Here is a 13,089-nt window from a genome sequence, read left to right on the forward strand (position 1 = left end):
AACGCCTAGCTCCCGCAGCAGAGATGCTGCGCGTCCTCAGGGAGAATGGGCTCGTAAGATGAGACCAGTGCTCAGGGCCGTGCCTGGTCCGGGTCGAGGGGCGGACAGCCCCCGCGGGGTCCGGGGCAGCGCCCCGGCGAGACGCCCCTCGGTTCACGCTGCCTTGTACACGAGCACCGGCCGGAGCCTGCGCACGATGCGGACGAGCTCCCGCTGCGCGCGCATCACCGCGGAGATGTCCTTGTATGCGCTCGGCGCTTCCTCGCGCAGCCGATCGGCGATGCGGTGGTCGAACCAGACGCCTTCGGCTTCGCGGAGGAGCTGCCGCTGCCCGATGCGCTTGCGCGCCTCGGAACGTGAGAGCGCTCGGCCGGCGCCGTGCGCTGATGAATCGAGCGACTCGGGGTGGCCGCGGCCTTCGACGTGGAAGCTCTCGCTTCCCATCGAGCCGGGGACCACGCCGGGCTTGCCGGCCGGCAGGCCCATCGCGCCTTTTCGATGGACCCAGAGGTCACGCCCGCCGTGTGCTTCGCGCCGCACGTGGTTGTGGTCGACCTCCACACGCGAGCTCGGGTCGGCCTCGATGCCGAAGAGCTCGCCGAAGAGGCCGATGGCTGCTTCGATCATGCGCGCCCGGCTCGCCCTCGCATACCGGGCGGCCCATTCCGCGGCGGCGAGGTAGGCCCGGCCGGCCTCGCTGTCTGCTTCGAGAAACGCGAGCCCGGAGGGATCCTGCTCCGCGTGACCCTCGAAATGGTGCCGGATGGCCGGACCCATCGCGCGGGATCCCGAATGCACGAGCAGCCAGAGCGCCTCCTCGTCGTCGCGCTGCACCTCTAGAAAATGGTTTCCCCGGCCGAGCGTGCCGAACTCTAGCCGGCCCTCGCGCCGCTTCAGGGATTCGAGCGCGCCGTCGCCGATCGGCGCCTCCCGCAGCTCGTCCGGCAGCTCCGGCGCTGCTGCGGCCGGGTGCAGGACGTGCGGAATGTGCTGGTAAAACCCCGAAAGCAGCCGCGCCGCTCGGTCGCGATCCGCGAGCAGGTCGGCGTCTGCCCGGAGCCGCACGGCCACCATTCCGCAGCCGATGTCGCCTCCCACGGCGGCCGGCAAGATCCGCTGCGTCGTGGCCGTCACCGTGCCCACGCAGACCTCCTCGGCGACGTGCGCGTCCGGCATGACTGCGACGTGCACGACATCGAAGGTCCGCGTGAGCCGCGCGAGTGCCGCGCGAAGCTCGGCGCTTGTTCCGTCGGGGAGGAACGTCGCGACGTGTGCAATCACGAAATACCTCCCGTCTCCGGCGGCAACACGCGGAAGGTCAAGGTCGGCACGCGTTTCCGCGTGATCGCGCTCGCTACCTCCGCGCGTAGATACCCGGCCACGTTCTCCAGCCGCGCTGCCACTTCGTCCGGCGACGCGCCCCGCGGTGCCTGCACGATCACCGCGAGCCTCCCTGCGTCGGGGGCGGGCTCCACGTCGGCCACCCACACCTCGAGGAGGACGTCGTCCTCGATTCCGGCGAGCGCCTCGCTCACCGCTTCTTGCACTTGCCGGCAGAGCTGGCGCTCTTTGCGCTCGACCTTCCGGTCCTCCGCCGCTCCAAAAAAGGAATCTGCATCCCGAGCGGAGCCAGCGCGGCCCCGCGAACGATCTCTCGTCATTCCATGCTCCGACTGCGTGACGAACCTGTGCCTGCCGCGTGTCTCGCGGCGCGCTTCGTTCGGTCCGGGTAGGAGCCTCGCCGGCGTCAGCGGGACGTCGGGGCGAGGCTCATCGTCGCAATCGGTCGCATGACGGGCCTCCTTCGGGAGAGCTAAGATGCACGAAGACCAGGAGAAAAGCAAGGGAGCCTGCGCGGGCGACCCCATGCATTTCGACGCGTCCACCCACGCGCCACGAAACGCGCCATGGCCGCCTCTTCGACGTATTCTCCGCCCACCAGCTCGCGTGTTTGCCGCGCTGGGATGCGCTGGATGCCGAGCGCGAACGTACGCCGGTCGCGCGTGGCCTTCCCATTGCAAGCGGGACGCACGCGGGGCGGCGGGATCGCCGCCCGACGACGCGGGAGGCACGTCATGGCGCGTGGGTGGAAGCGCGGGGCGGTGACGCTCGGCATCTGGATGGGGTTGATCGGCGCGGCATTCGCGCAAAACGGAGCCGGCAGTGGCGCGGGCCAGAGCAGCGGGGCAGGGCAGGGGCAGGACGATATCGACAACCAGGGGACGCAACGCGGCCAGCCGCCCGGCACGCGCACCACCCCCTACGTCTGTCCGCCGGGCGATGAGCAACTGGGCGAGGGGTTGGCTTGCCCACCGGAGGGGATGCCCGGGTCGCCTCCCGGGCCGGGTGCGATACCTCCGCAGCCGGACACACAACCGCCTCCCCCGGTCCCGAAAGCGCCTCCCCCGGTCCCGCGGGATACCCCCCGCGGGGGATCACCTTCCGGAGCAGGGGGATCACTTCCTGGACCAGGGGGATCATCTCCCGGACCGGGGGGATCACTTCCCGGAGCAGGGGGATCACTTCCTGGACCGGGGGGATCACTTCCCGGAGCAGGGGGATCACTTCCTAGACCGGGGGGATCACCTCCCGGAGCAGGGGGATCACTTTCTGGGGGGCAAAATGGCGCGCCCGGAGGCGGCGGCGGCCGTTAAACGGGCGGTTGGCTACTTGGGAGGGGGCGCGGGGAGCAAAATTTCGACCTTCGTTCCCTCGAGGAGCTGCACGTTCGCGAGCTTCACGACGCGCTCGGTCCCGTCGAGGCCGGTCGAGATGAGGATCGTCGCGCCCGTGTCGCGCTCGACCGTGATGGGTACGAAGCGGATCTTGTTCTCCGCGTCGACGACCGCCACGCGGAGCCCCTTCGCGTCGTTGTAGAGCGCGGTCGCAGGCACCTCGAGCACCCGGTGCGGCAAGGGCAGGGTGAGCGAGACCTCGGCATACATGCCCGAGAGGAGCTTGTTGTCCGGGTTCGGTACGCGCACCTCCGTGTTCATCGTGCGCGTCGCCGCTTCGAGCGCGCCCGAGGTGCGCGCGACCGTGCCCTCGAAGTTCTGCCCCGCGAACTCCCGCACGGAGACCATGGCCTTCGCGTTCGCCTTCACGCTCGGCGCGATGTCCTGCGGGACGCCCACGAAGACGCGCACGGGGTCGGTCGCGGCAATGCGGAAGAGCGGCGTGCCGTTGCCCGACGAGACGAGCGCCCCCCGGTCGATCGACCGAGACACGACCGTGCCCGCGAAGGGCGCGACGATCTTCGCGAACCCCTTCAGATCACGGATGCGCTGGATGTTCGCCGACGCCGACGTGATGGAGGCCTGCGCCACCGTCACGCTCGCCGCGTCGACCCGCGCTTGGCCCTGCCGCTGGTCGAGGTCCTCCTGCGAGGCCACGCCCGCGGGCACGAGTTTTTCGTACCGCGCGAGGTTCGACTTCGACAGATCACGGCTCGCCTCGGCCCGGAGCAGCGCGGCCCGGGCCTGCGTGAGCTCGGCGTTCGCCGCCGTGAGCTCCCGATCGAGCTCGGGCGTATCGATCTCGGCGAGGACCTGCCCCTCCGTGACCTTGTCGCCGATGTCGACGTTCCACTTGCGCACGTAGCCGTTGACGCGCGGGTAGACGACCGTCTCTTCGAGCGGCCGGATGCTGCCCGGCAGGACGAGCGAGCGATCACTCGACGTGGCCTTCGGCGTGAGGACCTCGACGCGCGGCGCCGTGGTCTCGGCCGCCTTCACGTCCGCTTCGAGCGCCGCTCGTGCGTTCCGGCGGGGCAGGTAGGTCACGGCAAAGACACCCCCGAGCACGAGGGCGAGCGCCGTGCATGCGGCGATCACCTGCGTCCGGGAGAAGGCCGCGGGCGGCGGCAGATCAAAACCGAGGTCGTCGGCCTTCGGGGTCGACGTGGGATCTTGGATGGGATGCGACTCGTTGGGGCTCATAGCGACTCCGTCAGCGGATCCGTCATGGGCGCCTTCTTGCGGAGGATGCTGTACATCACCGGCACGAAGAAGAGCGTGGTTACCGTCGCGAGGAGGAGGCCGCCGATGACCGCGCGGCCGAGGGGTGCGTTCTGCTCGCCGCCCTCGCCGAGGCCCGTCGACATGGGGAGCATGCCGATGATCATGGCGAGCGCGGTCATGAGAACAGGCCGGAGGCGCGTCATGCCTGCGGCGAGGGCTGCTGACGTTGCGTCACGTCCGATCGCTCGTTGGTCGTTGGCGAAGGTCACGACGAGGATCGAGTTCGCCGTGGCGACGCCGACGCACATGATCGATCCCATGAGCGCGGGCACGCTCAGCGTGGTGCGCGTGAGGAAGAGCATCCACGCGATCCCCGCGATGGCGCCCGGCAGGGCCATCAGGATGACGAAGGGATCGAGCCACGACTGGAAGTTCACGACCATGAGCAGGTACACGAGCACGATCGCGAACAGGAGGCCGTAGCCGAGGCCGCGGAACGAGGAGTCCATGCTCTCGACCTGCCCCGTCACGGTGACCTTCGTCCCGCGCGGCAGCTCGCCTTTCATGCCGTCGACGAGCGTCGAGACGGCGCTCGCGACGGAGCCGAGGTCGGTGCCCTCGACGTTCGCCTGGACGTCGTAGGTCCGCGCCACGTTGTAGTGCGTGACGTTCACGGGCCCGGTGCTGCGCTGGACCTGCGCGACGTTCGAGAGGAGCTGGGGCCTCCCGTCGCCGGTCGAGAGCGGCGTCGCGTTGAGGGCGTCGACCGAGCCCACCGCGTACTGGGGCGTCTGCACGGCGACGAGGTACTGCACGCCGCGTTTGTCGAGCCAGTAGCTCGGCGAGACCTGCCCGCTCGACGAGAGCGAGACCAGGATGTCGCTGGCGACGTCACGTTGCGTAAGGCCCATCTGGTCGGCCATCGTCCGGTCGACCTCGATGCGGAGCTGCGGCCGGCGCATGACCTGGGCGAGGTGGACGTCGACCGCGCCGGGGATCTGCTTCATGCGCGCGACGAGGTTCTCCGCGACGGCGTACGTGTCCTCCTCCTTGCCGATCGGCCCGACGACGCGGACGTTGATGGGGGCGGGGAGGCCGAAGTTCAGGACCTGCGTCGTGATGTCGGGCGGGAGGAAGAAGAAGGTGGAGTCGGGGTAACTCGCGTTGAGCTTCTCGCGGAGCTTCTGGACGTACGCCTCGGTCGGCGCGTGGCCCTTCTTCAGCGAGATCAGGATCTGCCCGTCGGCCGAGGAGATGAGCGCGCCCTCGCTCAGCGAGAGGTTGATGCCGCTCGCCGGGATGCCGATGTTGTCGATCATCGTCTCGATCTCGCGCGGGGGGATGACCTCGCGGATCGTGTCCTCGATGCGGGCGAAGTGATGCTCGCTCTCTTCGAGGCGTGTGCCCGGCGCGCCGCGGACGTGCAGCTTGATGAGCCCCGCGTCGACGCGCGGGAAGAAGTCGCGGCCGAGGAGCGGGAAGAGCGAGACGGACGCGGCGACGAAGACGAGGAAGCCGCCCACGAACGCGACGCGGTGCGCGAGCGCCCACGCGAGGAGTTTTCCGTAGGACGTCCGCAGCCGATCGAAGGCGTGGTTGAACCGCACGAAGATGCGGCCGAACACGCTCTTCGGCGCCTCGTGATGGCCGGGCGCGTGTTCCTCGGCCTCGCGCGCCAAGAGGAGCCGCACGAGCGTGGGCACGAGCGTCCGGGATAGGACGTACGACATGAGCATCGCGAAGACGACGGCCAGCGCGAGCGGGATGAAGAGCGACTTCGCTGCGCCCGTGATGAACGCGACCGGCACGAACACGATGCAGATGCACAGGGTGGAGACGAGCGCGGGGACCGCGATCTCCTGGGCGCCGTCGACGATCGCGCGGATGAACGTCTTCTTCTGGCCGAGGTTTCGGTGGATGTTCTCGATCGCGACCGTGGCGTCGTCGACGAGGATGCCGACGGCGAGCGCCATGCCGCCGAGCGTCATCGTGTTCAGCGTGTGGCCGAGGGCGTTCAGGATGATGATGGAGACCAGGATCGAGAGCGGGATCGAGAGCACGACGATGAGCGTGCTCCGAAAGCTCCCGAGGAAGAGCAGGATCATGAGCGCCGTCAGCACCGCGGCGATGAGCGCCTCGTGCACGACGCCCTCGACGGCCGCGCGCACGAAGAGCGATTGATCAAAGAGGAGCGTCGCCCGGAGGTCCTTGGGCAGCTTCTCCATCGTCCCGGGCAGCATCTCGCGGATGCGCCCGGCGACGTCGAGCGTGCTCGCGTTGCCGCCCTTCAGCATGGTCATGAGCACGCTGCGCTGGCCGCCGACGTGCACCATGCTTTGCTGCGGCGCATTGCCGTCACGGATGTTCGCGACGTCCCGCACGTAGATCGTCTTGCCGTCGACGGTCTTGAGCGGCAGGTTGCCGAGCTCCTCGAGCGCGGCGGGGCTCGAGTTCATGATGACGGGGTACTCGTTTTCGCCCATCTTCGCCGAGCCGGCCGGCAGGATGACGTTTTGCAGTCCGATGACCGCGTTCACGTCGCGCGGCGACAGGCCCCACGCGTAGAGGCGCGCCGGATCGATGTCGACCATGATCTGGCGTTGCTTGCCGCCGTAAGGCCAGGGGATCTGCACGCCCTTGATGGTCGCGATGTCGGCGCGGATGAAGTTGACGCCGTAGTCGAAGAGCTGCTGCTCGCTCAGCGATTCGCTCTCCAGCGCGGCCTGCATGATCGGCACGTTGGAGGCGCTGTAGCGGATGACGAGCGGCGGCGTCATGCCCGGCGGCATCTGGCGGATCGCGACCTGCGAGGCCGCGGTGATCTGCGCCGTCGCGGCCTCGACGCTCGCGCCGGGCTGGAGGTACACTTTTACGATCGCGATGCCGGTGAGCGATTGGCTCTCGACGTGTTCGATGTCGTTGACGATGGTCGTGAGGAAGCGCTCGTAGTTGTTGACGACGCGCTTCTCCATCTCCTCGGGCGGCAGGCCGCCGTAGTTGAAGATCACGGAGATGACGGGGATGTCGATCTCCGGGAAGATGTCGGTCGGCATCCGGAGGATGGTGAACACCCCCGTGAGGACGATGAGCATCGACATCACGATGAAGGTGTATGGGCGCTTGAGCGCAGTGACGACGAGCCACATGTGCCACTCCCTGCGGCCCTCGGAAGACCTGCCCGGAAAAACGGGACGACCCGAGGGCCCGGGAAGCTTCCTGGGGTCGGTCGCCACGGTCCAATGCATTCCGGGGCATCGTCTGATACCCTGTGGGTATGGAACTGCGCCATCTGCGCTACTTCTTGACCGTCGCCGAGGAGAAACACTTCGGCCGCGCCGCGCGAAGGCTGCGGATGACGCAGCCCCCGCTGAGCCGGCAGATCCAGGAGCTCGAGGCGGAGCTCGGGTTCGAGCTTTTCGACCGCGCGCGGAGGCAGGTGGAGCTGACGCCCGCCGGCGTGGTGTTCCTCGGTCGTATTCGTGGCCTCCTCGAAGGGCTCGATCAGGCCGTGCACGAGGCCCGGCGCGCGAGCGTCGGGGAGATCGGGCGGGTGGCCGTGGGCTACATCTCGTCGCTGGCCTACAGCGGCATCACCGACCTCTTGCGCGCCTTTCACGAGCGGTTCCCGAAGATCGAGATCGCCCTGCGGGAGATGTCGCCGCAGGCGCAGCTCGACGCCATCAAGGAACGCTCGATGGACGTGGGCCTCGTGCGTGGATTGGTCGACGACGCGTCGCTCGCCTCCGCGTGCGTGGGGCGGGATCCGCTGGTCGTGGTGCTGCCGGCCGGGCACCGGCTCGCCGAGCTCAAACGGATCCGGCTCGGGATGCTCGCGCAGGAGCCGTTCGTCATCTTCCCGCGGCAACGGGGGCCGGCGTTTTTTGATCAGATCATGTCGCTCTGCCGCGACGCCGGGTTCACGCCGCGCATCGTGCAGGAGGCGCCGCAGCTCGACGACATCGTGAGCCTCGTCGCCGCGGGGTTCGGCGTGGCGATCATGCCCGGATCCATTCGCCGCGCCGGCCGCAAAGGCCTCGCCATCCGGCCCATCGTGGGCGCGCCACGCGCGACGCTTTACATCGTATGGCGCGCCGACGACACCGCCCCGGCGCTCCGGGAGTTCATCGGCTTCGTGCGGAGTACGTTCGTGAAGAAAAAGGCCGACGATTAACGACGAACCGCGAGCGTCGGGAGCGCGATCGGTTGATCGAAGAGGACACGGCCCTTCTCGTCCTTGCAAACGAGCAGGACCTCGGACCCCGCGCGGTCGAGATCGATGTCGATGAGGCCGTAATTGCAGCGATCGACGACCTCGGCGACGAGGTAACGATCCTTGCCGGCGATCGACTCCATCCACGGGTCGTTCGCGAGCGGGCTCGTGGTGAGCTCCCACCATTCGGGCCCGCGGCGGCCGTGCAAATCGCGGCCCTCCTGGTGGAAGAGGTTCGCCATGTGCAGGTCGCCGCTGACGAAGACGACGCCGCGGATGTCGCGCGCCTCGATTTCGCCGAGCAACCCTTCGAGCTCCTGGGGGGCGTCGCGGCGGAAGCATTCCCATTCCTTCGCGACCGCGGCGTCGGCGAGGACCTGCGTGGGCGAGGCGATGATCTTGACGGGCGCGGTGCTCCGAGCGAGGGATTCGACGAGCCAGACGAGCTGCGACTCGCCGAGCAAGGTATGCGCGGGCTGATTTCGGTACCAGCGGCTGTCGAGGAGGAAGAGCTCGGCGGGGCCCATGCGCACCGAGGAGAACACGCCAGCGGTCGCATTCGTGCCCCAGCGGGCATTCGCCCAGGAGCGGCGGAACGCGCGGAACGCCATGTCCTTGCCGGAGAAACGATTGTCGGCGTCGTTGGGGCCGAAATCGTGGTCGTCCCAGACGCCGACGGTCGGCAACGCCGCGACGAGGCGCCGGAACGAGGGATTGTTGCGGGCGCGGAGCTGGGCGAGCATCATCGCGTGCTCGCTCTGCCAGTCGAACGAATAATAATAGGTGTTGTCGCCGATCATCGCGAGGCAGGCCGGCGCGTCGCGCTCGATGGCCTCGAGGATGGGGAGATCGGCGTGATGGTAGAAGCAGAGGCACGAGCCGAACGCGATACGCACGGCGCGCGTGTCGGGGGCAGGGGCGAGCGAGAGCGGTCGCGCGGGCGTTTTTCCGTGCGTGCTTTCGAGCCAGTAGGTGTAGGGGACGCCGGGGCGTAGATCCTCGACGTGGAAGACCTGGCAGAGCCATTCGTTCCAGGCGGGCGTCCGGGTGATGCGGGAGACCTCGCCGTCGGGCGTCGCGACCACGAGCGTGAGGGGCGAGGTGCAGCGGGCCTGGGCCCAGATCCACGCGCCGTGGGGGGAGACCTCGCCGATCATGGGGCCCGCGAGGAGCGGGCCTTCGGTGAGGCTGTTCCAGCCGCCGGGGAATCCGCCTCGATCCGCGGGCGCGAGCTCGAGCCGCACGCCGTTCCAGGGGCCGCTGCCGCCGCCCTCCCAGGTGCCGCGGAACCCATTGGCGCCGCGATCGAATTCGAAGGAAAACGTCCCTTCGCTCGCATTGCCTTTCTGCACCCAGGTGCCGCGGAGCGAAGTCCCCTGGAGTGTGCCCACGACGGAGCCGTCCTGGTGGGTGTATCGGCCCGTCACCTTGTCGCCGCGCGCTTCGAGCCGCAGCGTGCCGAACGTGGTGGAATAGGATCCCGTGATGGGAAGCGGTGAATCCATAGGTCGTAAGCCCTCCCCTGTGCCGCAGTCTACCACCTCCGCGCGCACCGGGCAGCATGTTCCCGTCGCCCGCGGATGCCTCGGCGCGGCTGACTCAGCGGCGGCCGCGGGTGCGCGTGATCGCGTGCGTCACGCCCTGTTGCAGGCTGCTCAACGTCTTGATCCCACGCATGTCGACGCCGAGCTCGATGAGCGTGCGCGCCGCGGCAGGACGCACGCCCGTGAGTACGACCTCCGCCCCGAGCAGCGCCGCCGCCTGCGCCGCCTGCACGAGGCCCGTCGCGACCTCGGCGTCGATCTCGCGCAGGCCCGTGATGTCGAGGATGGCGATCTCGGCCCGATGGACGCCCACGCCGTCGAGCAGCGTCTCCAGCACGAGCGCGGCCCGCGCCGCGTCGATGGCCCCGACGAGCGGCATGAGCACGACCCCGCTCGCGATCGGCAAGAGCGGCGTCGACAGCGCCCGCAGCGCCGCGTGTTGCGCCTCGATGATGCGCTGGGCGAGCTCGGCCCGCTCCTCCTCGGCGCGCTTGCGCGCGGTGATGTCGAGGGCGATCCCGCAGACGGCGTACGGCGCCCCGCTCTCGTCGAAGAGCGGGAACTTCGAGGCCATGTAGACGTGAACGCCGTCCTTGCCCGGGATGATCTCCTCGCTGTCGAGCGAGCGCCCCGCCGCGAGCGCTTCGAGGTCGTTGTCGCGGTTCTGCTGGGCGGCCTCGGGCGGAAGGAAATCCGCGTCGCGCTTGCCGAGGGTCCACCCGCGGGAGAAGCCGAAGAGGTCGTCGAATTGGCGGTTGACGAAGGTGAACCGGCCTTCGAGGTCCTTGACGAAAACGACGATGGGCGCGTTGTCGAGAATGGCCTGGACCTCGGCGCGGCTGCGCTCGAGCCGGTCCTGGTCTTCCCGGTGCTCGGTGACGTCGTAGCCGCTCGCCACGATGGCGACGGGGCGGCCCTCGCCGTCGAGCACGCGATCGACGTTCCATTGGAGGAGCCGGACCGTCCCGTCGCGCGCGATGACCGGGTTCTCGCCGTGCCGCGTCGGCTCGCCCGCGAGCACCTTGCGCATGTCGGCCCGCACGCTCTCGTGGACCTCGGGCGGCAGGAACGTGCCCACGTAGTCCTTGCCGAGCGCCTCGTCCCGGGGACAGCCATAGATGCGCTCGGCCTCGCCATTCCAGTCGGAAATGTGACCGTCCGCGTCGACGATCACGATGACGTTGCCGATCGCGCCGACCAGGCTGCGGAAGCGCGCCGCGCCGTCCCGGCACCGCGCCGCGGCGACGTCGGCGTAGTGCCGGCCGACGGCCTCGGAGACGGTGTCGAAGCACGCCGACAGGCGCTCGATCCCCTCGGCCGTGAAAGGGGGTTCGGCGAACGCGCGGAGCGAAACGCGCAGCCAATGGCGCCGGCAGAGGGTGACCGCCCGGACGACCTCCTCGGCCGTCGCGCCCCGCCGCGCGAGATCCACGAAATGGGACGTGAGCGCGCTCTGCTCCGCCGCGCCGGCGAGCACGCGGACCGTGGTCGCCGCGGCCCCCTCGACCCACGCTGTGGTCTCGGCCTCGCCTGCCTTCCCGAGGAACGGGATCTCTGCCGCTGCGTCCTGGGAAATCGCGGCGCAGACCTCACGCTCCTGGCTCGAAAGGAACGCGAGATACGCGCCCGGCGTGCGATCGCTCATGATTTCAGCTCCAAGCGACCAGGCAACCAAACTCCCCTGAGGCCGTCAACTGCGAAGCGTCCGTTTCTTGCGAGGTCCAGGCGGGCGCAAGGGATGGTAGCGTGTGTCCCATGACCAGCATGCCCATGGCGCCGTCGCGACCTCTCGAACCGTCGCGCACCGGAGGCTCGAAAGGCCGCTGGGTCGAGTTTTTCCTCGTGGGCGGCATGACGCCGCTCCTGTTTCCCCTCTCCTGGATGCTCCAGCGCGCCTTCGGGCTCGATCCCGCGGAATATGCAGTGGGCTTCCTCATGTTCCACGCGGCGTTCGTCATCAACGATCCGCACTTCGCGGTCACGTACCTCCTGTTTTACAAGGACGTGAAGGGCCGCGCGTTCGGCGGTGCCTTTCGCGGGGCGCAGCGGGTTCGATACCTCGTCGCGGGCTTCGGGGTCCCGCTGATCCTCGGCGGCCTTTCGATCGTGGGGCTCGCCACGCGGTCGGCGTTCACGTTGAGCTTGCTCTTCCGGCTGATGTTTTTCCTGGTGGGCTGGCACTACGTGAAGCAAGGGTTCGGCGTGTTCACGGTGCTCGCGGCGCGGCGCGGGGTTCGTTTCGCACCGCGCGAGCGGCTCGTGGTCCTCGCGCACTGCTTTTCCGGATGGGCCTACGCCTGGGCGAGCCCGGCCGATCCAGGGCGGGAGGTCGAGGAGAAGGGCGTCGTCTACACCACCCTCACGGATCCCGTTTGGCTCGAGCACCTCACGCACGTGGTGTTTTTATCGACGCTGCTCCCGCTCGCGTGGATCCTCTTCCAGAAGTGGCGGCGCGAGGGGCGCCTGCCCATTCTGACCCCGCTCACCGCGCTGCTTTGCAGCATCTGGTCGTGGTCGGTCTACTCCAGCAAGGATCCGCTCGTGCGGTACGTCATTCCGGCGCTGCACTCGGTGCAATACCTGTATTTCGTCTGGCTGATGAAGGGGAACGAGGCGCGGGAGCGCGAGGGCCCGCCCTGGTTCGAGCGCTCGGCGCGGACGCGCCTCGGGATCCTCGCGGTGTCCGCCCTCGGGCTCGGATGGCTTTTTTTCCACGGCGCGCCGACAGCGCTCGACGAGGCGCTCGGGCCACGCGGCAAGGCCGTGTACGAGGACCTCGGGCCCACGCCGTATTTCGCGGCGCTCTACGCATTCGTGAACATCCACCACTACTTCATGGACACCGTCCTCTGGCGTCGCGAGAACCCGGAGACGCGGTACCTGCAAGAGCCGGCCCTCGCCGATGAGCGGCGCGCGTCCTGATCGAGCGCCGGAGCGGCTCGCGCGCGCCGCGGTCGTCGCCGCCCTGCTGCTCGCAGCGCGGCCCTCCCAGGGCGAGCTCGCCCCGGTCCGGATCGTGTACACGGCCCCCGTCCGTTGCCCCGGCGCCGAGGACTTCCTCGCAGCCGTGCGAGCCGAGGTGCCAGACCTGCGCGTCGCCAAGGACGGGGAGGTGGCGCGGACGCTGACGGCGAGCCTGTTCGAGGAAAACGGAGGGCGGCTGCGGGGGGAGCTGCGGATCGAAATGCCGGGAGGGGAAAGCTCGCTGCGGGAGGTGTCGGGCGAGAGCTGCGAGGAAGTGATGGGGGCGCTTTCCCTGGTGACGGCGCTGGCGATCGAGGGAGGGCTCAACCAGCCGCTGGAGCTGCCGCCGCCGCCGTCCCCGCCGCCGCCGCCTCCGCCGCCGCCGCCTCCGCCGCCGCCGCCTCCGCCGCCG

Annotated in this window: 9 protein-coding genes; 3 read left to right on the forward strand and 6 right to left on the reverse strand. The window is 69.1% G+C overall.

Translation table 11 applies throughout. The annotated features are described in order from the left end of the window. Positions 1–153 precede the first annotated feature (153 nt). From E8A74_RS50400 to E8A74_RS50415, 4 genes are all read right to left on the reverse strand, one after another. On the reverse strand, positions 154–1,281 hold the full coding sequence (locus tag E8A74_RS50400) for an RtcB family protein (protein WP_136936364.1): 1,128 nt from the start codon (positions 1,279–1,281) through the stop codon (positions 154–156). Further along, positions 1,278–1,661, reverse strand: a complete 384-nt coding sequence (locus tag E8A74_RS50405; protein WP_136936365.1) for a ribosome-binding factor A — start codon at positions 1,659–1,661, stop codon at positions 1,278–1,280. Before E8A74_RS50405 ends, E8A74_RS50400 begins: the two co-directional genes overlap by 4 nt. A 1,005-nt stretch (positions 1,662–2,666) precedes the next feature. Further along, entirely contained in the window at positions 2,667–3,938 is a 1,272-nt protein-coding gene (locus tag E8A74_RS50410) for an efflux RND transporter periplasmic adaptor subunit (RefSeq protein WP_136936366.1), read from the reverse strand. Further along, complete coding sequence (locus tag E8A74_RS50415) at positions 3,935–7,105, reverse strand: efflux RND transporter permease subunit (RefSeq protein WP_136936367.1); 3,171 nt, start codon at positions 7,103–7,105, stop codon at positions 3,935–3,937. The genes E8A74_RS50410 and E8A74_RS50415 overlap by 4 nt, the downstream gene beginning before the upstream one ends. Before the next feature lie 128 nt (positions 7,106–7,233). On the opposite strand from E8A74_RS50415, the gene E8A74_RS50420 reads away from it, so the two are divergent. After that, positions 7,234–8,130 (forward strand): LysR family transcriptional regulator, encoded by an 897-nt coding sequence (locus E8A74_RS50420; RefSeq protein WP_136936368.1) that lies wholly within the window; start codon positions 7,234–7,236, stop codon positions 8,128–8,130. Here the strand turns inward: E8A74_RS50420 and E8A74_RS50425 are convergent. After that, positions 8,127–9,674 carry an alkaline phosphatase D family protein gene (locus E8A74_RS50425; RefSeq protein ID WP_136936369.1) on the reverse strand — a complete coding sequence of 516 codons (1,548 nt, stop codon included), beginning with the start codon at positions 9,672–9,674 and terminating at the stop codon, positions 8,127–8,129. The two genes, E8A74_RS50420 and E8A74_RS50425, sit on opposite strands and share 4 nt — an antisense overlap. 94 nt (positions 9,675–9,768) lie before the next feature. After that, the gene (locus tag E8A74_RS50430; protein WP_136936370.1) at positions 9,769–11,358 is read right to left on the reverse strand and encodes a PAS domain-containing protein; all 1,590 of its coding nucleotides are present in this window, start codon (positions 11,356–11,358) and stop codon (positions 9,769–9,771) included. A gap of 110 nt (positions 11,359–11,468) precedes the next feature. On the opposite strand from E8A74_RS50430, the gene E8A74_RS50435 reads away from it, so the two are divergent. After that, on the forward strand, positions 11,469–12,635 hold the full coding sequence (locus tag E8A74_RS50435) for a hypothetical protein (protein ID WP_136936371.1): 1,167 nt from the start codon (positions 11,469–11,471) through the stop codon (positions 12,633–12,635). Then, a partial coding sequence (locus E8A74_RS54460) for a hypothetical protein (protein ID WP_211365648.1) occupies positions 12,616–13,089 on the forward strand: 474 nt, incomplete at its 3' end. The genes E8A74_RS50435 and E8A74_RS54460, both read left to right, overlap by 20 nt.

It is taken from the genome of Polyangium fumosum, from assembly GCF_005144585.1.
Taxonomy (GTDB): domain Bacteria; phylum Myxococcota_A; class Polyangia; order Polyangiales; family Polyangiaceae; genus Polyangium; species Polyangium fumosum.

Coding starts and splice junctions, on each gene's coding strand:
- E8A74_RS50405 (WP_136936365.1), bottom strand. CDS start 1,661: ATGACGAGAGATCGTTCGCGGGGCCGCGCTGGCTCCGCTCGGGATGCA.
- E8A74_RS50410 (WP_136936366.1), bottom strand. CDS start 3,938: ATGAGCCCCAACGAGTCGCATCCCATCCAAGATCCCACGTCGACCCCG.
- E8A74_RS50415 (WP_136936367.1), bottom strand. CDS start 7,105: ATGTGGCTCGTCGTCACTGCGCTCAAGCGCCCATACACCTTCATCGTG.
- E8A74_RS50420 (WP_136936368.1), top strand. CDS start 7,234: ATGGAACTGCGCCATCTGCGCTACTTCTTGACCGTCGCCGAGGAGAAA.
- E8A74_RS50425 (WP_136936369.1), bottom strand. CDS start 9,674: ATGGATTCACCGCTTCCCATCACGGGATCCTATTCCACCACGTTCGGC.
- E8A74_RS50430 (WP_136936370.1), bottom strand. CDS start 11,358: ATGAGCGATCGCACGCCGGGCGCGTATCTCGCGTTCCTTTCGAGCCAG.
- E8A74_RS50435 (WP_136936371.1), top strand. CDS start 11,469: ATGACCAGCATGCCCATGGCGCCGTCGCGACCTCTCGAACCGTCGCGC.